Below are 19,982 nucleotides of genomic sequence, written 5' to 3' on the forward strand. Positions count from 1 at the left end.
CGCGCGCTTGGGCATCGAGCACGCCATGGACCTGATAACGCTCTTCTCCGATCCCGCGGCCTGGCTGGCCCTGCTCACCCTCATCGCGCTCGAAGTGGTGCTGGGGGTCGACAATCTGATCTTCATCGCGATCCTGTCGAACAAGCTGCCGGAACACCAGCAACAGCGTGCGCGACGGATCGGCCTTTCCCTCGCGCTTATCATGCGCATCGGCATGCTCATGCTCATCGGCTGGCTGGTCACGCTGCAAACACCCTTGTTCGACCTGGGAATCGTCGGTCCGCCGGTAGAGGGGACCAACAAGGCCAGCTTCGAAACCGCATTTTCGGGACGCGACCTCATCCTGCTGGTTGGCGGGCTGTTCCTCCTGTGGAAGGCAACCAAGGAAATCCATCACTCGATGGAGCCGGACGACAACTCGGGCGATCTGCTCGACAAGACTCCGGGCGTCGTCGATGCCGCCAAGGCCAGTTTCGGTACTGTCATCGCCCAGATCGTCGCGATCGACCTCGTTTTTTCGGTCGATTCGATCCTCACCGCGGTGGGCATGACGGACGAGATCCCGATCATGGTCATCGCCGTCGTCATCACTGTCGGCATCATGATGGTCGCCGCCGATCCGCTCGCCCGGTTCATCGAGAAGAACCCGACGCTGGTGATGCTGGCGCTCGCGTTCCTCGTAATGATCGGGCTGGTCCTGATCGCCGATGGCTTCGGCTTCCACGTGCCAAAGGGCTATATCTATGCGGCAATGGGCTTCTCGGTCGGGGTCGAAATCCTCAATATCGTCCAGCGCAACCGGCGAGCGCGCGCAATTGCATCGAAGGAAGGTGAAATCGCATGAGCGAGTTCAAGAGACTGAACGAAAAGATGCTGGCGGCCGGACAGATCACGGCTGACGACGTTGCCCGCGCCGGTGACGAAGGCGTATGCCTCATCATCAACAACCGGCCCGATGACGAAGTCGAGGGACAGCCTAGCGGAGCGCAGATCGAGGCCGCGGCTGGCGAGCAGGGCATCGCTTACAAGGCCATCCCCGTCAGTTCGGCCGGTTTCAGCCTCCCGCAAGTCGACGAGATGCGCGCTGCTCTCGATTCGACCGAGGGGAAAGTGCTGGCCTTCTGCCGCAGCGGGACACGCTCGACGATTCTCTGGGCGCTGGCCGAGGCGAAGGCCGGCCGCGACCTCGACGAAGTCGCGCGAGAGGCCGAAGGTGCCGGTTACAACACCGCCCCCGTCCGCCCGACGATGGAAATGCTCGCGCGCGGCTGAAGCTACTTGCGGTAGTCCAGCGGCGGAGCACGATCGCCGAGCAGCGATTCGTAGACATAGTCCGCGCCCAGCGCCGCCTCGAATTCGGCCCTCGCCGTCTCCCGCAATTGCGGGTTCGTATAGAGTTCGACGGCAGCGAGGATCATCGCTTTTGCTGCATGCTGTGCGCCCTTCGCGCCATAGCTGTGCCCGCTAGCTGCCACCGCTTGCCAGCTATGCGCCGCGGTTCCCGGGACCCAGGCAGCAGTGCGGACGCTCACGGTTGGCACTGCGCGCGAGACATCGCCGACATCTGTCGAGCCATAGCCCGTCTGCACCATCCACGGCTGGACCTCGTAGGCTGACGCCTGCGCCGGGGCGTCCTCGCCGAAGCTTTCGCGAATTGTATCGGCCCAGGCCAGCTCTTCTGCCGTGTATTGCAACGGATCGAGCTGCTCCAGCTTGGCGGTCATCATCCTCTGCAGCGATTCGAGCGGCAGGGTGGGATTGTTGCCGTGGATGATCTCCCAGTCGACCTCGGTTCCCGTGCCCATGGCCGCACCCTTGGCCGCCGCCTCCAGCCGCGGCCAAAGCGCGCGCACCTCGTCTGCATCCGAGTGGCGCACGTAATAGAAGACTTCGGCAAAGTCGGGTACGACATTGGGCGCCGCCCCGCCCTCGGTGATGACGTAATGGATGCGCGTGTCCATTGTCGTGTGCTCGCGCATCATGTTGACCATCATGTTCATCGCCTCGACCCCGTCGAGTGCGCTGCGCCCACGCTCCGGCGCGCCAGCTGCATGGGCCGAAACGCCGCGGAAACGGAACTTGCCCGAACGGTTGGCGAGGCTCATCCGGGAGGTGGCGCTGTTGCGATCGGCCGGATGCCAGTCGATCACGAAATCGGCATCGTCGAACAGGCCTGCACGGGCCATGTAGACCTTGCCCGAACCGCCTTCTTCGGCAGGCGTACCGTATAGCCGGACCCGCCCGGGCGTGCCGGTCGCCTCGAGCCAGTTCCTGATCGCGATTGCCGCGCTGAGCGAGCCGGCGCCGAACAGATTGTGTCCGCAGGCATGGCCGGCATGCTTGCCCTCGACAGGATCGCGTGTCGGAGCGGTGGACTGGTTGATGCCCGGAAGCGCATCGAATTCGGCAAGCAGGCCGATGACAGGGCCGCCCCTGCCCCATTCCGCGACGAAGGCTGTGGGAATCCCGGCAACACCGGGCCGGATATCGAAGCCTGCTTCCTGCAACTCCTCGACCAGCAGTGCGCTCGATTTCGTCTCGAGATATCCAAGCTCGGCGAATTGCCAGATTTCCTTCGCGACCCGCTCGGTTCGCGCCTTTTGTGCCTCGACCTGTGCGATCGGATCGGCTTCTTGCGCCGCCACCGGCATGGCAAGCAGCGCGCAGCTGGCTGTGAGTGCTATACGCAATTTCATCGGGATCTCCCTCTTCCCCACTTGCTTGCCGCAAAGCGCTCCGCGTGCCAATCGGCAAGTGTGATGAAGCTCGACCCGCAAATCCTGCAATTCCTCGGCTCGCTTGCTGCAATCCTCGTGCTCGCAGCGATCGCTTGGGGGTTGAAGCTCGGACCCGAAAGGCGGCTGGAGGACGAGGCGAGCGCGCGGCGGGCGGCAAACGAAGCGGTCGACGGCTTCGAACCGCAAGATGTAGCACTCGATAGGAATGGCCGGGGGGCGCTGCTGCAGGACGGAGCGGGCGCGATCCTGCTCCTGCGCCCTCACGGCACCCATTTCGCCGGTCGCATCCTCGGCCCATCGGCTACGGCCCGTGTCGAAGATGGCCTGCTCGTGATCGACACCGCCGAGAAGCGGTATGGAGCCGCTCGTCTCGACATCGTGGATGCTCAAGCTTGGGTTAAGCGGATCGAGGCTATAGGATAGCGATCCACCATGCCCGATTTCTCGCCCACCGAATATGCCGTGCCCGGTTTCGTAGCGCTCGTCCTGATCGAGATGATCTGGGCTTGGCGCAAGAACCGGCATGCCTATGAACCGAAGGATACGCTGACCAGCCTCGCCTTCGGTCTCGGCAGCACGGTCGCGGGCCTTCTGTTCGGCGGGCTGTTCTTCGCGCTCTACCTGTTCCTGTGGGAATACCGGCTGTTCGACATCGGCTGGGCCTGGTGGGCGTGGATCGCCTGCTTCGTGCTCGACGATCTCAAATACTACTGGGTTCACCGCTTCGGACACCGCGTGCGCTGGTTCTGGGCGAGCCATGTGAACCACCATTCGAGCCAGCATTACAATCTTTCGACCGCGCTCAGGCAGACCTGGACCGGCTTCCTTACGCTCGGTTTCGTCTTCGCCTTGCCCTTGGTGCTGCTGGGCTTTCATCCGGCGATTATCGCCATCTGCGGCGGATTCAACCTGATCTACCAGTTCTGGATCCACACCGAGGCGATCGACAAGATGCCGCGCTGGTTCGAGGCAGTGATGAACACGCCGAGCCACCACCGCGTCCACCATGCCACCAACCCGCGCTATCTCGACCGCAATTATGCGGGAGTCTTCATCGTATGGGACAAGATGTTCGGCACCTTCGAACCCGAAACGAAGGACGAGAAAATCCGCTACGGCATCGTCAAGCAGCTGGGTAGCTTCAACCTGCTGTGGGCGGTGTTCCACGAATGGATCGGCATTGTGCAGGACATGTGGCGCGCCCCCTGGAAGCACAAGCTGTCCTACCTGTTGCGCGAGCCCGGCTGGACGCATGACGGCAGCCGCCAGACCAGCGACCAGATCCGCGAGGCATGGCTGAAAAGGCAGGGGCAGATCGCGCCCGCGAAACAGGTTTCATCGGAAAACCCGATTGCGGGCGAGGCCGAGCCTGCCTAACCTCTCGAATCGAGAGGAGTTTTGCATGGACGAGTTCGACGTAGTCGTCGTGGGCGGCGGTAGTGGCGGCAGTGCGGTCGCAGGGCGGCTGGCCGAGGCCGGCAAGAGCGTATGTCTGCTCGAGGCGGGAGGCCGCAACAACGGCATGCGAATCACTATGCCGGGCATGCTCGCTATCCCGAACAAGACAGCCAACTACATGTACGAGACCGTGCCGCAGAAGGGGCTCAACGGCCGCATCGGCTACCAGCCGCGCGGCAAGGGCCTGGGCGGCAGTTCGGCGATCAACGCCATGGTCTATATCCGCGGCAACCAGTGGGACTACGACAATTGGGCCGCGCTCGGCTGCACCGGCTGGGCGTTCGACGATGTTCTCCCCTACTTCCGCCGGGCCGAGCACAATGTTCGCGGCGAAAGCCATTTTCATGGCGAAGACGGCCCGCTGTGGGTGAGCGACCAGAAATACATGAACGAGGGCAGCCTCGCCTTCGTCGAGGCGGCACAGGAATTGCAACTACCGCTCAACGCCGATTTCAACGGCGAGAAGCAGGCTGGCTTCGGCATGTACCAGGTGACGCAGAAGGACGGCGAACGCTGGTCCGCGGCGCGCGCCTATGTCGAGCCGAAGCGCGGATCGGACAATCTCGACATCCGCATCGGCGTCACTGTCCAGAAACTCGAGATCGAAAACGGCCGGGTGACCGGCGTTACATATTCGGCCGGCAAGCGCCGACGCACGGTAAAAGCGCGCGGCGGCGTGGTGCTGTCCGCAGGCGCTTTCAATTCGCCCCAGATCCTCATGCTGTCGGGCATCGGTCCGGCAGAGCATTTGCGAGAACACGGCATCGACGTTCTGATCGACAAGCCTGCCGTCGGTTCGGACCTGCAGGACCACATCGACTACGTATCGAGCTGGCAGACCGATAGCGACCAGTTCATCGGCAGCACGATCAAGGGCACTTACCGCATGGCCAAGGCGATCCTCGAGCATCGTCGCCATCGCACCGGCCCGATGACCACGCCCTATGCCGAGGCTGGCGGGTTCTGGACCGTGATGCCCGATGCCCCCGCCCCCGACATCCAGTGGCATTTCGTCCCCGCCATGCTCGAAGACCATGGCCGCACGACGGTGAGAGGTTATGGCTTTTCGCTCCATGCCTGCGTGCTGCGCCCAGAAAGCCGCGGCACAGTAAGGCTGGCCAGCAGCAAGGCAGAAGATGCACCGCTGATCGACCCCAACTTCCTCGACGACGAACGCGATATCGCCACCTTGCGCGAAGGCGTGCGCCTGTCGCACCGGATTGCCGATGCGCCAGCGCTGCAGAGGTACGGCCCCAAGGACCGCTACGCGATCGATTTGCATGACGATGCCAAGCTCGACGAACTCATCCGCAACCGCGCCGACACGGTCTACCACCCGGTTGGCACCTGCCGCATGGGGGCGGACCAAAGCGATGTCGTCGATCCCACGTTGAAGGCACGCGGCGTGGACGGTCTCTGGATTGCCGATGCCAGCATCATGCCCAGGCTCGTATCTGGCAACACCAATGCGCCCAGCATCATGATCGGCGAACGCTGCGCCGATTTCGTGAAGGCAGCACTTGCATGATGCTTGGTTTTTTCGGGCGACCATTTGGCCGCAGGGCATCATGACCGGCGAACGCTGCGCCGATTTCGTGAAGGCCGCGCTAGCTGGGTAGGCTCGCCGACTGGGCGAAGGCGCTCAAACGCGATGTCCTCGCGCTGTGGCTCGCGGCGCGCGATCCGCGCACGCCGCTGGTGGCCAAGCTGCTGGCGGGTGCAGTGGCAGCCTATGCGCTAAGCCCGATCGACCTCATCCCCGATTTCATCCCCGTGCTCGGACTGCTGGACGACCTGCTGATCGTGCCGGCGGGAATCTGGTCCGTCCTGAAACTCGTTCCCAAGGACCTCATGAGCGACTTTCGCGAGCAAGCCGCGAAGCTCGCCGCGCAACCCCAATCCTCCGTCGGCCTGCTTTTCGTCCTCGCCATATGGCTTAGTCTTGCTGCCCTCATCGGACTGTTCCTGATCCGATAAAAAGGGGCCGGAACTTCCTGGAAGTCCCGGCCCATCGGTAGGCTATGTTCGCAGGAGGAACATGGTTAGGCGGGGCCGCCCGGAGGAGAGAGAGGAGAGAGGGCGGCCCCGCCAAACTGGTGTCAGTTGTAGGCGCGCTCCCCGTGTTCGGAGATATCGAGCCCGTCGACTTCGGCTTCTTCGGTGACCCGGAGGCCAACCAGCGCCTTGACGATCAAGCCGGCGACCAGCGTGCCAATACCGGCCCACAGGATCGTGACGATCACGCTGAAGGTCTGGATTCCGAGCTGGGCGCCGAGTGCGGTCGAACCGTCGCCCGGTCCGCCGAGGAAGGGCTGGTAGACAACAGCCGTGCCGATCGCGCCGACGATGCCGCCGATGCCGTGGATGCCGAAAGCATCGAGGCTGTCGTCATAGCCGAACTTGGCCTTCACCTTGGCGACGAAGAAGTAGCACACGGCGGCCGAGAGGATGCCGAGCAGGATCGCTCCGAACGGGCCGGAGTTTCCTGCCGCCGGGGTGACCGCCACGAGACCCGCAATCACGCCCGAGCAGAAGCCGAGGGCCGAGCCCTTGTGGCCTGCCAAGCGTTCGATCACCATCCAGGACAGCGCACCTGCTGCAGTAGCGACGAAGGTGTTGATCATCGCAAGGCCGGCCGAACCGTCCGCTTCGAGCGCCGAACCGGCGTTGAAGCCGAACCAGCCGACCCACAGCAGGCCGGTGCCGACCATGGTCAGCGTCATCGAATGCGGCATCATCGGCTCCTGCGGCCAGCCACGGCGCTTGCCGAGGAGGTATGCGAGGACGAGGCCCGAGACGCCGGCATTGATGTGCACCACGGTGCCGCCTGCAAAGTCGAGCGCGCCGTCCTCGAACAGCAAGCCGCCGCCCGCCCAGACCATGTGCGCGATCGGGAAATAGACGATCGTCAGCCAGATCGGCACGAAAGCCATCACCGCGCTGAACTTCATGCGCTCTGCCGTAGCACCCAGGATCAGGGCGGCAGTGATGGCGGCGAAGGTCATCTGGAAGCTGATGAAGACATATTTGCTGATGACTTCATCGGTGAAGGTGGCTGCCGTGCTGCTCGCATCGGTACCGGCGAGGAAGTAGCTGCCCCCGCTGATAAAGAGGCCGAGCGTGCCTTCATAAGTGGTGTCGCCGAAAGCGAGGCTGTAGCCCCACATGACCCAGATGATCATGGCCAGTGCGGCGGTGGCGCCGATCTGGGTCATGGTCGAGAGCATGTTCTTCGAACGGGTCAGGCCGCCGTAGAACAGCGCGAGGCCCGGCAGGATCATCAGCAGGACGAGGATCGTGGCGGTCATCATCCAGGCATTGTTGCCCGGGTTGGGAACGGCCGCGGCTGCCTCGGCAGCTTCCTGGGCGTGAACGGCAGTGGTGGCGAAAAGCGCGGTCCCGGCAGTGATGGCGGCGCGCGTGAAATTACGCATGGTCATGGGTTCCCTCCAAGGATTCACAGCGCGGTGTCGCCGGTTTCGCCGGTGCGGATGCGAGTGGCGCTGGCGAGGTCGAAGACGAAAATCTTGCCGTCGCCGATGGCTTCGGTGCTGGCGGTTTGCTGGATAGTCTCGACCACCTGGCCGGCGAGATCGTCTGCAACCGCGATCTCGAGCTTCACCTTGGGCAGCATATTGGTCGAATATTCGGCCCCGCGATAAATTTCGGTCTGACCCTTCTGGCGACCGAAGCCCTTGACTTCGGTGACGGTCATTCCGGCCACTCCGATCCCGCCAAGTGCTTCGCGCACCTCGTCGAGCTTGAATGGCTTGATGACTGCGATGATGAACTTCACGCCTTCACCCCCTTCTAAGAATTGCGCACCGGCCAAAGCACCGGCTTCGCACATGCAGCAAAGGGCGTGCCAAAACCGCGAGAGACGCAAAAATGCGTCATGAGAAGAAAGAAATGGGATTTAATTGCCCAGAAATTGGGCTACTGGTTATTTTTTAATCAACTCCAGTCGCGCGACGACGGGCAAATGGTCCGATGCCACCGCCGCCAACCCCGTGTGGTGGACCTCGGCCTCGACACAGCCCCAGTGCTTGCTGGCCACGATCCGGTCGAGAGTGGCGACCGGCTGGCGCGAGGGGTAGCTCTTGCCCGGTGTCACCACCATCCAGCGATCGGCGAATTCGCGCATCGCACCGGTCGCACGGCCCCATTGGTTGAAGTCACCCATGATCACGGTGGGCAGGTCGCGCGAGCAGTTCTCCACGAAACCGACGAGCGAGCGGATCTGGTCGCGTCGCCGCAGGCCCGAAAGGTCGAGATGTGTCCCGATGACCCTTATCCTGTGGCCCTCGACAGTGATCTCGCCGCAAGCAGCGCCTCGCGGCTCGAGCGTCGGCAGGTCGAGCGCCTCACCTTCATGAATGTCGATCTCGCGCCGTACCAGCAGCGCATTGCCGTGCCAGCCAATGCTGCGCGGGCGCTTCGCCACTTCGACCACGCGCCAATGGGAATCGTCGATCTCTGCGCGAGGGATACAGGTTTCGCGCGCACCGATACGCCGGTCCGCCTCCTGCAAGGCAATCACATCGGCGTCGATCTCGTGGAGTACCGACAGTATCCGTTCCGGATCGCGCTTGCGATCAAGGCCGACGGCTTTGTGGATGTTGTAGCTGGCAAAAGTTAGCTGCACGGGTCCTCAACGTGGTTGGGCCAAGGTCGTTGCACGCCCGCTTCAATTGCCGGAAATATATCGGTCGGTGGTCCGAACCGGGATGCCGTCGATACTGCTGTCGCGCCCCTGCTGCCTTGCGAGCCACTCCTCGGGATCGCTCTGCGCCTGCGCTTTCTTCAGAGTGCGACGCTCGTCGCGATACTCCATGAAAGGCACGCCCCAACCACAGCTGGTCTGCACGGTTTCGACCGCGATATCGAATATCTGGCGCGTGCCGGGCAGAAGCTCGAAATGAGCCGAAAGTTCTGGCCAATCCCGGTCCTGCGGCAAGACCGCACGACCTGTCCCGTAGATCCTGAGAATCAGCGCAGGGCGGTCGAAATTGCAGAACATCAGCGTGATGCGTCCGTCGGCGGCGAGGTGGGCGTGGGTCTCGTTCCCCGAACCGGCAAGGTCGAGATAGGCGACCCGCTGCGGTCCCAGGACTCGAAAGGCGTCATAGCCTTTGGGACTGAGGTTGATGCGGGCATCTTCGGCGGCGGTGGCGACAAAGAAGACCGGCTGCTTGCCGATCATGGCGATATGCTTGTCGTCCAGAGCGTCGAAGAATTCTGCCATCAGAGAAAATCCCTTATCGTCTTCATGAACCGGTCGAACTGGTCATGGTGGAGCCAGTGTCCCGCATTCTCGAACTCGATCACCTTCGCGTTGGAAAAGTGGTCGAGCCTTCCATCGCCCTCGGGGTTCGAGGCCCAGCTGTCGGCCCCGTATAGCAGCAAGGTCGGCGCGGTGATCGCAGCCCAGGTCTGCTGCAGAAATTCGTCGGCGATATCTTCTATGTGCCAGACATTGAGGTGGGGGTCGAACTTCCAGCTGTAGGTTCCGTCCTCGTTGCGGTTGACCCCGTGGATCGTCAGATGGCGGGCCTGCTCCTCGGTGAGATAGCTGTTTTCCTCGATCATCCGCGCGAAGGCGGCTTCGATGCTTTCATACTTCCGAGGGGTCCGGCCCGAGGCGGCACGCTTCTTGCCGATCCATTCGGCCATGCGTTCGGGATAGGATTTCTCGCGCATTTCGGCCTGCCGTTTGGGGCTGGGACCTAGGCCCTCGATGGCGACGATCTTCTTGACCATATCGGGGAAGGTCCCGGCATAGCGCAGCGAGACATTGCCACCCATCGAGTGGGAAACAACGGTGACGGGTCCGACACCCAGCTGATGCACGAGCTGGGCAAGGTCGTAGACCATGTCATTGACCTGGTAATTGCCGTCGGAAACCCAGTCGCTGTCGCCATGCCCGCGGTGGTCCATCGCCACGACATGCCAGTCATTGCGTAGTTCTTCGGCGACCCAGTCCCAACTGCGCGCATGGTCCCGCCCGCCATGGACCAGTACCAGCGGCGGCTTTCCGCGGTTGCCCCAGTCGAGATAGTTGAGCCTGAGGCGCTGCGAGATGAAGGTCTGGGAAGTCGGTCCGGAAATCGTCATGTGCGGCCTTTGCATGCGCGCCACAATTGATTCAACCTCACCGTTCCTTCGTAGCGGAGAAGGTCAGCTCCGGATTCTTCTCTTCTTGGTAGTTCACGTCCCACGGGCTCTTGGCCATGAACACCAGATCGCCATCGCGATCCTTGGCAAGGTTGGAGAGGTTGAACTTTTCGAATTCGGCGAGCGATTTTTCGTCGCCCTTGATCCAGCGGGCGGTTGCAAATGGTGAGGCTTCGAGTTTCGCCTCGACCTTGTATTCCGCCGACAATCTCGAAATCAGAACGTCGAGCTGGAGCTGGCCGACCACGCCGATGATCCATTGGCCGCCGATCTCGGGATAGAAGACCTGGATCACGCCCTCTTCGGAGAGGTCGTCGAGCGCTTTTCGCAACTGCTTGGTCTTGGTCGGATCGACCAGCGCGACGCGGCGCAGGATTTCGGGTGCAAAATTGGGCAGGCCGGTGAAGCGGACCTGGTTCTTCTCGCTCAGCGTATCGCCGACGCGCAGCGTGCCGTGGTTGGGAATGCCGATGATGTCGCCCGGCTCGGCGGTATCGGCGACCTCGCGGTCCTGCGCGAAGAAGAGGATCGGCGAATGGATCGCGACCGGCTTGCCGAGGCCGCTGGGCGTCAGCTTCATGCCGCGTTTGAAGGTGCCCGAGACCTGCCGCATGAAGGCGATGCGGTCGCGGTGGTTGGGGTCCATATTGGCCTGCACCTTGAAGATGAAGCCGGTGACCTCGTCGCGATCGGGCGAAATCTGCTCTTCACCAGCAGGCTGCGGGCGCGGCGGCGGGGCGTATTTGGCGATCGCCTCGATCAGCTCCGTGACGCCGAAATTCTTGAGCGCCGAGCCGAAATAGACCGGCGTCAGATCGCCATTGCGATAGGCGTCGAGGTCGAACTCCGGATAGCCGATCTGAGCCAGTTCGATATTTTCGGCCACCGCTTCGGGGAGGTCGAAATCGGCTACCCGCTTGCCCTTGAATTCCTTCGACGGGCCTTCGGGCATTACCACCTCGCCGCTCGCAAAATCGAGGATGCCCTGGAACTCGCCGCCCATGCCGACCGGGTACATTTGCGGCGAGACATCGAGCGCCAGCATGTCGGCAATCTCGTCGAGCAATTCGAAAACCGGACGGCCCTCGCGGTCCACCTTGTTGACGAAGGTGATGATCGGCACGCTGCGCAAGCGGCAGACCTCGAACAGCTTGCGCGTCTGCGGCTCGATCCCCTTGGCCGCATCGATCACCATGATGGCGGAATCGACCGCGGTCAGCGTGCGATAGGTGTCTTCGGAGAAGTCCTCGTGCCCCGGCGTGTCGAGCAGGTTGAAGGTGATCCCGTCTCGCTCGAAGGTCATGACGCTGGAAGTCACCGAGATTCCGCGCTGCTGCTCGATCTTCATCCAGTCCGAGCGCGCCCTGCGCGCCGCCCCGCGCGCCTTGACTTCGCCCGCGAGATGGATCGCGCCTCCGGTCAGCAGCAGCTTCTCGGTCAGCGTGGTCTTACCCGCGTCGGGGTGCGAGATGATCGCGAAAGTACGGCGGTCTGAGGTCATGCGTCCTGTCGTTTCGAATTGATAAGCCGACGGAGGGCAATCACAGCTCCCCCATAAAGTAGAAGTATCCCAGCCACGATCATGATGATGAGTCCCCCGATCGCTCCGTCACCGGACCTTGCCAGCGCCGGCCACGCCAAGCTTGCGAGCAAGCCGCACGCAAGGGCGAGTAGCACGGTTGAAACCTTAGTCGGAAGGAGAGCAAGAAGAGTTGGGAACCCCGCAAGGACCATTATCAAAGCAATCCAATTAGACCGATCATGTGTGTCGAAACCCAGGTACAGCTTCCCCCAACCTAACAGGATGGAGACGCCCAACCCGGCAACGAATACACCTGCCGCGAAAATCCAGCCGCGCATTCTCACTTTGTATCGCGCGCCACCCTGAAGCCGGCAAAGTCCTGGCTTACCGGCATCAGCTCGAGGCGGTTGATGTTGAGGTGCGGGGGCAGTTCGGCGATCCACAAAATCGTGTCGGCGATGTCCTGACCGGTCATCGGGTCGGCGCCGCGATAGAGGTCGTCGCTGGCCTCCTGGCTGCCGGTGCGCACCAGCGTGAATTCGGTTTCGACCATGCCCGGCTCGATGCTGGTCACGCGCACGCCGGTGCCGTGAAGGTCGGCGCGCAGGGCCAGCGTGAAGTGGTTGGCGAATGCCTTGGAGCCTGCATAGACGTTGCCGCCCGGATAGATGTAGCTGCCCGCCACAGAGCCGATGGCAATGATCGCGCCCTTGCGCTCGATCAGAGTGGGCAGGAGCTTGCGGGTCAGAACCACCATGGCCGTCACATTGGTGTCGATCATGGTCTGCCAGTCGTCGAGATCGGCTTCCTGCGCGGGCGAAAGGCCTTGCGCGAGACCGGCGTTGTTCACCAGCAGGTCGATGCCCGCAAAGTCATCGGGCAGCGCGTCAATCGCCGCATCCATCGCCTCGCTATCGCGCACGTCGAAACAGGCGGCGTGGACCTTGTCTGCACCCAGTTCAGCCACGAGCGCGTCGAGCCGCTCCTTGCGCCGCCCGGTCGCCACGCAGCGCCAGCCGCTCGCGACGAGCGTGCGGACGGTCGCCTCGCCAATGCCTGCAGTGGCTCCGGTGACGAAGGCGGTCTTCACCCGCGAAGCTCCGCGCCCTGCTTGGCGGCGTTTTGCACGATGCTGTCCGAGATCGCCTTGATCTCTTCATCGGTGAAGCTCTTTTCGCCCGGCTGGAGCACGACTTCGACCGCGACAGATTTCTTGCCTTCGGGCACGCCTTGCCCTGCAAAGACATCGAACACGCGCGCATCGACCACGGCCTTCTTGTCCGCACCGCGCACGGCCTTCACGAGATCGCCCGCCGCAAGCTCTGCGGGGACGAGGAAGGCGAAGTCGCGGGTGATCGCCTGCAAGGCTGGCGGCGAGTAGGTCGCACGCGCAAAGCCGCCGCCGCCCTTCTTCGCCGGGATCGCATCGAGGAAAATCTCGACCGCCATCACCGGCCCGTCGATATCGAAGGCCTTGAGCGTATTCGGATGGATCGCGCCGAAGCGTGCGAGCACGTTCTTGGGGCCGAGGCGCAGCGTGGCCGACTGGCCGGGGTGGAACTGGTCGCCCGCCTCGCCCATGACCATCAGGTTTGCGACCGGCGCACCGGCGGCTTCGAGCAGCGCCACGGCTTCTGCCTTGGCGTCATAGGCATCGAATTTCGCTGCCTTGCCGCTGGCCCAGCCGCGCGCAGTCTTCTCGCCCGAGAGCACCACGCCTAGCGTCGGTTTCTCGTCGCTCGCGCCGTTTTCCCCGCGGAAATAGCGGCGGCCGATTTCGAACAGGCGTGCCCCGTCCGCACCGCGGTCGGCATTGCGCTTGGCGGCCGAGAGCAAGCCCGGGATAAGCGAGGGGCGCATGGCCTTCATGTCCTCGCTGATCGGGTTTTCGAGCACCCACAGCTCGGCACCATCGGCGAAGTGTTCGGCTTCGTCGGTGGGCAGGAAGGACCAGGTGATTGCCTCGTTCAGGCCGCGCGCGGCCGCGGCGCGGCGCAGCTTGCGCTCGACCTGCTGCAGCGGCGTTGCGGTCGGCAGCGCGACACCGGGACGTCGCGGCAGCGGCGTGCTTGCAACATTGTCGATACCGTGGATGCGCACCACTTCCTCGACGAGGTCGGCAGGGCCTTCGATGTCGTGGCGACGCGGAGGGCAGGTGACCATCCAGTCATCGCCGACCTCGAAGTCGAGCGAAGCCAGGATCGCGCGCTGCTCTTCGTGCGGGACCGCGATACCGCCCAGACGCTCGGTCAGCTCGGGGTCGAACTTCACAGTCTTCGCCTCGGTCGGCGCCGTGCCTGCACGCGTGACCTCGGTCGGCGTGCCACCGCAGGTCTTGAGGATAAGATCGGTCAGCAGCGCGAGGCCATCGTCGAGGAAGGCCGGATCGACACCGCGCTCGAACCGCGTGCGCGCGTCCGAAGCGAGGCCCAGCTTGCGGCCCGTCACGCCGATCCGTTCGGGATCGAAATAAGCGATCTCGAGCAGGACGTCGGTCGTCCCCTCGGTCGCGCCCGAATGTTCGCCGCCCATGATGCCCGCGATATCGTGCACGCCAGCCTCGTCGGCGATCACGGTCATCGTGTCGTCGAGCGTGTAGGTCTTTTCGTTGAGCGCTTCGACCGTCTCGCCGTTGTTCGCGCGGCGGGCGACGACTGCGCCCGACAGCTTGGCGAGGTCGTAGACGTGCGCCGGACGGCCGCAGGCAAGCATGAGGTAGTTGGTGCAATCGACCAGTGCCGAAATCGGACGCTGGCCTGCCGAGATGAGGCGGCGCTGCATCCATTCGGGCGATGCCTTGGTGTTATCGACACCGCGGATGGCGCGGCCGTAGAAGGCCGGGCAGCCAGCCATGTCGTCGGTGCGGATTTCGACCGGGCAGGTTCCTTCGCCCGCGATCGACGGCACTTCGACCGGCTTGAACGTGCCGAGACCCGCCGCGGCGAGGTCGCGCGCGATGCCCATCACGCCCATGCAATCGGGGCGGTTGGGGGTAATCGCCACGTCGAACACCGGCGAGGCATCGTGGTATTCGGCAAAGGTCTGGCCGACGGGCGCATCCTCGGGCAGCTCGATGATGCCCTCGTGGTCTTCGCCCAGTTCGAGTTCGCGCACCGAGCACATCATGCCGTTCGATTCGACACCGCGGATCGCGCTCTTGCGGAGTTCCATGCCGTTGGCAGGGACCACCGCGCCGGGCAGGCCGAGCACGCCCTTCATGCCCGCACGCGCATTGGGCGCGCCGCAGACGACCTGCAGCGGATCACCCTCGCCGGTATCGACAGTGAGGACCTGCAGCTTGTCGGCATCGGGATGCGGGGCGGCGGTCAGGACCTTGGCCACGCGGAAGCCGGTGAGCTTATCCGCCGGGTCCTCGATGCCTTCGACCTCGTGGCCGATCCGGTTCAATGCAACAGCAATGTCCGCCACCGAAGCGTCGGTGTCGAGGAAGTGCTTGAGCCATTCGAGCGAGAACTTCATGCGCCTGCTCCCACGCCTGCGGAAATCGTCGGCTGGTCGAAAGGCGAGAAGCCGTAGTGGCCCAGCCAGCGAAGGTCGCCGTCGAAGAAGGCGCGCAAATCGTCCATCCCGTATTTGAGCATGGCGAGGCGGTCGACGCCCACGCCGAATGCAAAGCCCTGCCATTCATCCGGGTCGAGCCCGGCGAATTCGATCACGCGGCGGTTGACCATGCCGCTGCCGAGCAGTTCCATCCAGCCGTGGCCGGGCGCATCGCCGTCACCGCCAAGCACGCGGCGACCGTTCACGTCCTGCCAGCCCACATCGACCTCGACCGAAGGCTCCGTGAAGGGGAAGTAGGAGGGGCGCAGGCGCAGCACGATATCGTCGCGCTCGAAGAAGGCCTTGAGGAAGGTTTCCAGCGTCCACTTGAGGTGGCCAAGGTTGATATCCTTGTCGATGACGAGGCCTTCGACCTGGTGGAACATCGGCGTGTGCGTCGCGTCGCTGTCCGAGCGGTAGACGCGGCCCGGCGCGATGATGCGGATCGGCGCGCCCTGCTCGACCATCGAGCGGATCTGCACGGGGCTGGTGTGAGTCCGGAGCAGCATGCGTTCTTTTTGGCCTACCGCTTCGCTGCTTGAGGCCGATTGCCCTTCGCTGTCCTCATCGGGGAAGTAGAAGGTGTCGTGCATGGCGCGCGCAGGGTGCGTTTCGGCCATGTTGAGCGCGGTGAAATTGTGCCAGTCGTCCTCGATCTCGGGGCCGGTGGCGACCGAAAAGCCGAGGTCGGCAAAGATTTCGGCAAGCTCGTCCATCACCTGGCTGACGGGATGGACGCTGCCCTTCGGCGCTTGCGGTGTGGGCAGGGTCAGGTCGAGCCGTTCCTCGGCCAGCTTGCGCTCCAGCTCTTCCGCCTCGAAACCTTCCTTTCGCGCGGTGATCGCATCGGCAACCGCCGTGCGGGCGCCCTGAATCTTCGGCGCCTGTTCCTGCCGCTCTTCGGGCGTCATCTTGCCCAGCGTCTTCATCAGCGCGGAAATGCTGCCCTGCTTGCCGAGATATTCGATCCGCAGCGCTTCGAGGGCATCGGCGTCGGTTGCGCCGTCGATGCGGGCAAGCGCATCGGATTGTAATGTGGCCAGGTCGGTCATTCGTCTTTCCGGGGATTCGTCCTTCGGGGGCAGCCTCTAGCGGCATTGGCGCGCAAGCTAAACCCCGGTCGCATCCCCGTTCGATGCTTCGGGCCGGTAGAGTGCCTGATGCGCCACGCCGGCGTTCTGGTTGGTCACCGAAACCGCCGCCCTGACGATCGGATGGTCGAGCGCGGCATATTCGCCCGGCTTCATCCCCATGGTGGCGCGGAAATCGCGGATGAAATGCGCCTGGTCCCAGTAATGTGTGTCGAGCGCGCTGATCCAGTTCATCGAGGGATCAAGCATGTATTTACCGAGACTGCGCAGGAAACGCTGGCGCTTGAGCAGGGCGCGCGCGGGGAAGCCGAAATGGCGCTTGCAGAAGCGTTCGAAAGTGCGCGGGGTCATGCCCGCCATTGTGGCGATCGGGGCGACCGCATTCATGTCTTCGGACAGGAGACGCAGGTGCACCGCGTGGATCGTGCTTTCCGAGGCCGGCCTGTTGCCCAGAACCGCACGAAAGCCCTCGTTGAGCATGTCGCGTGCCGCGGCCAGATCCTCGCCATCGTCGAGCAGCCGGTCGAGCATGGTCACGATCGACGGGTCGAGCGCTGTCGCATGTGTATTCACGAAGCGGTTGGCGTATTCGCTGGCGGGGAGCCGCACCAACCGCGACCATCCGGCGGGCGTCAGGCCGATGCCCCAGAAGCTACCCCCTCCGATACGCAGGCGGGTGACCCGGTCGGTCGGGCCGGAGACGATGGCAGGGGGAACTTCGGTCAGGGACTGCTCGCCAATCGCCGCTTCGTAAACATCCGCACGCCCGACACGCAGGTTCGATTCTTCAGGCGGCAGCCAGTCGTCGACAATCGCACCTTCTTCGACGTCGGTGCGGTAATAGCTGGAAATATAGGGCGCCAAATCGCCCGAGGGCACCAGCAGGCGAAGGCTCAGGGGTCCCGCTTTATATTCTGCCGTTACAGTTTGGTCGCCCGACATTTGTTGCGGCTTTCGCCACTATTCGAAGCAATTTGCAAGGGGCGATGGAGGTATCGTTACACCTTGCCCAGCATCAGCTCTCCCGGGCTTTCGGGTTCTGCAATACCTGCATGGCATCGCCCGCCGCTTCGGTCCGCGCGTGCACTGCCGCTGCCAGGATCGGATGGTCGAGCGCGGCGTACTGGCTCGGCGTCATAGTCATGAAGCGGCGAAATTCACGGATGAAATGCGCCTGGTCGTAATATTGGTCGTCGAGCGACTCGTTCCACGAGGCTTCCGGATCGGTCATGAAAACCGCCAGGCTGCGAAGGAACCGCTGGCGCTGGAGGAGCAGGCTTGGCGTAAAGCCGAAGACCTTGTCGCAAAACCGCTCGAGCGTACGAACCGACATGCCGGCCGCTTCGGCCAGCGATGCGGTCGAATGATCCTTGTGTTCGACCAGTGCCGCATGGACATCGGCGATGGCTTCTTCATTGCGGACGGGGCGTGAGAGAAAGGCGCGAAAGCCTTCGGTCAGGTAGGCGACGTCGCCTTCCAGATCGCCCTTTGTCTCGGCAAGCGGAGCAAGCAATTCCACCAGATGCGCGAACCCCGGCTCACCCTCGATCGTATCGAAGCGATCGGCCCAGTCCCTCGCCGACACGCCGACGAACTTGGCAAAGCCGCGCGGCAACAGGCCGACGCCCCAGAACCGCCCGCCCCCGATGCGGAACCGCATTGCCTTGCTGGTCGCACCGGACAAAATGATACGGTCGATCGGACGCGGCGTGTCATCGCCGCTACCTGCTTCGTAAACAGCCGACTTCCCGACGCGCAGGTTTGCCCATTCGGGATGCATCCAGTCTTCGACGGTTTTGCCCTCGGGCACTTCGGTAAAATAGAATGTCGAAATATAGGGGGTGAGATCAGGTGGCGGAATAAAGAATTTCAGCCGGACATTTGGCAAAGCAAAGCCGCTCGACTTCATAATTCACGCGCCCCCTCGAACCTTTTCGGTGACGGGACATGTCATAATTTTACCCCTTAAGGCAAATCCACCCTTTCGCACGAATTGGCATTCCGGATCGATGAACCCGACGACCCGACCGCGCTCATTCCTTGTCGTGGTCTCCATTGTCATGGCGCGGTGCATCCAGTGTCTGCACGGGCGATCCCCATATGCGTTTGCGTTCGACCATGAATGCTTCGAGGATGGGATGGTCCATCTGCGCATATTGCGTCGGGCTCATCCGCATGAAGCTCTGGAATTCGTGCACGAAATGGGCCTGGTCGTGATAATGCCGGTCGATCGACTCGCTCCAGTTCTTGCCGCCCGAAAGCATGAAGGCCGCAAGGCTGCGCATCATCCGCTGGCGCCGCAACAGGAGGCGCGGGGGAAAGCCGAAATGGCGCGAGCATAGCCGCTCAAGCGTCCGCTTGGTGAGACCGACCCGATCGGCCAGTTGCCCGACCTCGATCAGGTATGGATCGATCATGGCCTCGTGCACTTCGAGGATGCGCGCAGCATCCCGGGGTGGTGGTGCGGCATCGCGAAAAAAATCGGTGATCAGCGCGAACTGCTCTTCTTCATCGGCTCTCGATGAACACAGGCGTTCGCACAGGGGCGTGAAGCGCGAGAAGGGCTCCGTTTTCTCGCCATCGCAGATCGTGTCGGCGAAATCGGAAGCAGGTGCTCGGATATAACGCGCCCACCCCAGCGGCATGAGGCCGATGCCCCACATGGAGCAGGTGCCGATTTCGAAGCGCGTCGGGTGCGAACTGGGACCGGTCGCGGTGAAGCGCGAGTCCACCACAGAGCCATTCGCAGCGGTTGCCTTCGGGGGACCGCGCATGAAGAACCGCAGGTTCGACCATTCCGGCTGGAGGTAATCGACAAAGGTCTTCCCCTGGGGAAGTTTCACGTCGAGCTTGTAGAAGGTGGTAAAGCAGGCGGCCAGATCGTCGGGCGGCGCAAAGAAGCGCACGTTTACCTCGCCGTGCACCTCGCGGCCACCGCTATGGCTTTTGGCCCCTGTCATTTTGCCTGCATAGCGCAGATTGGAAGCGCGCTCTAGCCGCGCGCAAAGAAAAACGGGCGCTTCCCGGTAGGGGAAACGCCCGTAAATCTTCGATCGGTCAAGAGCGATTAGGCGGGAAGCGCCTTTTTCGCCTGGTCGATGATCGCCTTGAAGGCAGCGCCTTCGTTCATGGCGAGATCGGCCATTACCTTGCGGTCCAGTTCGATGCCGGCAAGCTTGGTGCCGTGCATGAACTGCGAATAGGTCAGGCCTTCCGCGCGAACCGCAGCGTTGATGCGCTGAATCCACAGGGCGCGGAAGTTGCGCTTCTTAACCTTGCGATCGCGGTATGCGTACTGGCCGGCCTTTTCGACGGCCTGGCGCGCGACGCGGATGGTGTTCTTGCGGCGACCGCGATAGCCCTTGGCCTGGTCTAGGAGCCGCTTGTGCTTCTGGCGCGTGGTGACGCCGCGTTTAATGCGAGGCATATCAGTTTCTC

At 63.1% G+C, this 19,982-nt stretch carries 20 protein-coding genes; 6 read left to right on the forward strand and 14 right to left on the reverse strand.

What is annotated here, in order from left to right:
- Positions 1–25 precede the first annotated feature (25 nt).
- Together K3178_RS10255 and K3178_RS10260 are read left to right on the forward strand one after the other, a co-directional pair.
- On the forward strand, positions 26–844 hold the full coding sequence (locus K3178_RS10255) for a TerC family protein (protein WP_221571343.1): 819 nt from the start codon (positions 26–28) through the stop codon (positions 842–844).
- Positions 841–1,272, forward strand: a complete 432-nt coding sequence (locus K3178_RS10260) for a protein tyrosine phosphatase family protein (RefSeq protein ID WP_221571344.1) — start codon at positions 841–843, stop codon at positions 1,270–1,272. Before K3178_RS10255 ends, K3178_RS10260 begins: the two co-directional genes overlap by 4 nt.
- Positions 1,273–1,274: 2 nt before the next feature.
- Here the strand turns inward: K3178_RS10260 and K3178_RS10265 are convergent, their stop codons facing one another.
- Complete coding sequence (locus tag K3178_RS10265; RefSeq protein ID WP_221571345.1) at positions 1,275–2,696, reverse strand: amidohydrolase; 1,422 nt, start codon at positions 2,694–2,696, stop codon at positions 1,275–1,277.
- A gap of 63 nt (positions 2,697–2,759) precedes the next feature.
- Here K3178_RS10265 and K3178_RS10270 point away from each other — a divergent pair, with 63 nt between their 5' ends.
- The 4 genes from K3178_RS10270 (at position 2,760) to K3178_RS10285 (ending at position 6,173) form a co-directional block, all read left to right on the forward strand.
- On the forward strand, positions 2,760–3,161 hold the full coding sequence (locus tag K3178_RS10270) for a hypothetical protein (RefSeq protein ID WP_221571643.1): 402 nt from the start codon (positions 2,760–2,762) through the stop codon (positions 3,159–3,161).
- Between the two features lie 9 nt (positions 3,162–3,170).
- Positions 3,171–4,115 carry a sterol desaturase family protein gene (locus tag K3178_RS10275; protein WP_221571346.1) on the forward strand — a complete coding sequence of 315 codons (945 nt, stop codon included), beginning with the start codon at positions 3,171–3,173 and terminating at the stop codon, positions 4,113–4,115.
- 25 nt (positions 4,116–4,140) lie between these two features.
- Complete coding sequence (locus tag K3178_RS10280; protein ID WP_221571347.1) at positions 4,141–5,724, forward strand: GMC family oxidoreductase; 1,584 nt, start codon at positions 4,141–4,143, stop codon at positions 5,722–5,724.
- A 170-nt stretch (positions 5,725–5,894) separates the two neighbouring features.
- Positions 5,895–6,173, forward strand: a complete 279-nt coding sequence (locus K3178_RS10285; RefSeq protein ID WP_345719891.1) for a YkvA family protein — start codon at positions 5,895–5,897, stop codon at positions 6,171–6,173.
- Positions 6,174–6,295: 122 nt separating this feature from the next.
- Here the strand turns inward: K3178_RS10285 and K3178_RS10290 are convergent, their stop codons facing one another.
- The 13 genes from K3178_RS10290 to rplT all read right to left on the reverse strand — a co-directional run bounded on the left by K3178_RS10290 (position 6,296) and on the right by rplT (position 19,971).
- Positions 6,296–7,636 carry an ammonium transporter gene (locus K3178_RS10290; protein WP_221571348.1) on the reverse strand — a complete coding sequence of 447 codons (1,341 nt, stop codon included), beginning with the start codon at positions 7,634–7,636 and terminating at the stop codon, positions 6,296–6,298.
- Positions 7,637–7,653: 17 nt separating this feature from the next.
- Complete coding sequence (locus tag K3178_RS10295; protein ID WP_221571349.1) at positions 7,654–7,992, reverse strand: P-II family nitrogen regulator; 339 nt, start codon at positions 7,990–7,992, stop codon at positions 7,654–7,656.
- A 147-nt stretch (positions 7,993–8,139) separates the two neighbouring features.
- The gene (locus K3178_RS10300) at positions 8,140–8,841 is read right to left on the reverse strand and encodes an endonuclease/exonuclease/phosphatase family protein (protein WP_221571350.1); all 702 of its coding nucleotides are present in this window, start codon (positions 8,839–8,841) and stop codon (positions 8,140–8,142) included.
- A 42-nt stretch (positions 8,842–8,883) separates the two neighbouring features.
- Positions 8,884–9,441, reverse strand: a complete 558-nt coding sequence (locus K3178_RS10305) for a pyridoxamine 5'-phosphate oxidase family protein (RefSeq protein WP_221571351.1) — start codon at positions 9,439–9,441, stop codon at positions 8,884–8,886.
- Positions 9,441–10,310, reverse strand: coding sequence for an alpha/beta fold hydrolase (locus K3178_RS10310; protein WP_221571352.1), 870 nt, complete (start codon positions 10,308–10,310; stop codon positions 9,441–9,443). The genes K3178_RS10305 and K3178_RS10310 overlap by 1 nt, the downstream gene beginning before the upstream one ends.
- Positions 10,311–10,347: 37 nt before the next feature.
- Entirely contained in the window at positions 10,348–11,871 is a 1,524-nt protein-coding gene (locus K3178_RS10315; protein WP_221571353.1) for a peptide chain release factor 3, read from the reverse strand.
- 361 nt (positions 11,872–12,232) lie between these two features.
- The gene (locus K3178_RS10320) at positions 12,233–12,982 is read right to left on the reverse strand and encodes an SDR family NAD(P)-dependent oxidoreductase (protein WP_221571354.1); all 750 of its coding nucleotides are present in this window, start codon (positions 12,980–12,982) and stop codon (positions 12,233–12,235) included.
- Positions 12,979–15,372: a phenylalanine--tRNA ligase subunit beta gene (gene pheT / locus K3178_RS10325; RefSeq protein WP_221571355.1), complete on the reverse strand. Its 2,394-nt coding sequence runs from the start codon at positions 15,370–15,372 to the stop codon at positions 12,979–12,981. The genes K3178_RS10320 and pheT overlap by 4 nt, the downstream gene beginning before the upstream one ends.
- A complete protein-coding gene (gene pheS, locus K3178_RS10330) occupies positions 15,369–16,505 on the reverse strand; it encodes a phenylalanine--tRNA ligase subunit alpha (RefSeq protein ID WP_221571356.1) in 1,137 nt (378 codons plus the stop codon). The genes pheT and pheS overlap by 4 nt, the downstream gene beginning before the upstream one ends.
- Before the next feature lie 57 nt (positions 16,506–16,562).
- Complete coding sequence (locus tag K3178_RS10335; RefSeq protein WP_221571357.1) at positions 16,563–17,486, reverse strand: helix-turn-helix domain-containing protein; 924 nt, start codon at positions 17,484–17,486, stop codon at positions 16,563–16,565.
- 73 nt (positions 17,487–17,559) lie between these two features.
- Positions 17,560–18,453: a helix-turn-helix domain-containing protein gene (locus K3178_RS10340; RefSeq protein ID WP_221571358.1), complete on the reverse strand. Its 894-nt coding sequence runs from the start codon at positions 18,451–18,453 to the stop codon at positions 17,560–17,562.
- A 124-nt stretch (positions 18,454–18,577) separates the two neighbouring features.
- Complete coding sequence (locus tag K3178_RS10345; RefSeq protein WP_221571359.1) at positions 18,578–19,504, reverse strand: helix-turn-helix domain-containing protein; 927 nt, start codon at positions 19,502–19,504, stop codon at positions 18,578–18,580.
- Between the two features lie 107 nt (positions 19,505–19,611).
- Entirely contained in the window at positions 19,612–19,971 is a 360-nt protein-coding gene (gene rplT, locus K3178_RS10350; protein ID WP_006834668.1) for a 50S ribosomal protein L20, read from the reverse strand.
- Positions 19,972–19,982 lie beyond the last annotated feature (11 nt).

This window comes from Qipengyuania sphaerica, from assembly GCF_019711595.1.
Lineage (GTDB): Bacteria > Pseudomonadota > Alphaproteobacteria > Sphingomonadales > Sphingomonadaceae > Qipengyuania > Qipengyuania sphaerica.

Coding starts and splice junctions, on each gene's coding strand:
- K3178_RS10335 (WP_221571357.1), bottom strand. CDS start 17,486: ATGTCGGGCGACCAAACTGTAACGGCAGAATATAAAGCGGGACCCCTG.
- K3178_RS10280 (WP_221571347.1), top strand. CDS start 4,141: ATGGACGAGTTCGACGTAGTCGTCGTGGGCGGCGGTAGTGGCGGCAGT.
- K3178_RS10260 (WP_221571344.1), top strand. CDS start 841: ATGAGCGAGTTCAAGAGACTGAACGAAAAGATGCTGGCGGCCGGACAG.
- K3178_RS10270 (WP_221571643.1), top strand. CDS start 2,760: ATGAAGCTCGACCCGCAAATCCTGCAATTCCTCGGCTCGCTTGCTGCA.
- K3178_RS10340 (WP_221571358.1), bottom strand. CDS start 18,453: ATGAAGTCGAGCGGCTTTGCTTTGCCAAATGTCCGGCTGAAATTCTTT.
- K3178_RS10275 (WP_221571346.1), top strand. CDS start 3,171: ATGCCCGATTTCTCGCCCACCGAATATGCCGTGCCCGGTTTCGTAGCG.
- pheT (WP_221571355.1), bottom strand. CDS start 15,372: ATGAAGTTCTCGCTCGAATGGCTCAAGCACTTCCTCGACACCGACGCT.
- rplT (WP_006834668.1), bottom strand. CDS start 19,971: ATGCCTCGCATTAAACGCGGCGTCACCACGCGCCAGAAGCACAAGCGG.
- K3178_RS10255 (WP_221571343.1), top strand. CDS start 26: ATGGACCTGATAACGCTCTTCTCCGATCCCGCGGCCTGGCTGGCCCTG.
- K3178_RS10290 (WP_221571348.1), bottom strand. CDS start 7,636: ATGACCATGCGTAATTTCACGCGCGCCGCCATCACTGCCGGGACCGCG.
- K3178_RS10265 (WP_221571345.1), bottom strand. CDS start 2,696: ATGAAATTGCGTATAGCACTCACAGCCAGCTGCGCGCTGCTTGCCATG.
- pheS (WP_221571356.1), bottom strand. CDS start 16,505: ATGACCGACCTGGCCACATTACAATCCGATGCGCTTGCCCGCATCGAC.
- K3178_RS10310 (WP_221571352.1), bottom strand. CDS start 10,310: ATGACGATTTCCGGACCGACTTCCCAGACCTTCATCTCGCAGCGCCTC.
- K3178_RS10315 (WP_221571353.1), bottom strand. CDS start 11,871: ATGACCTCAGACCGCCGTACTTTCGCGATCATCTCGCACCCCGACGCG.
- K3178_RS10305 (WP_221571351.1), bottom strand. CDS start 9,441: ATGGCAGAATTCTTCGACGCTCTGGACGACAAGCATATCGCCATGATC.
- K3178_RS10345 (WP_221571359.1), bottom strand. CDS start 19,504: ATGACAGGGGCCAAAAGCCATAGCGGTGGCCGCGAGGTGCACGGCGAG.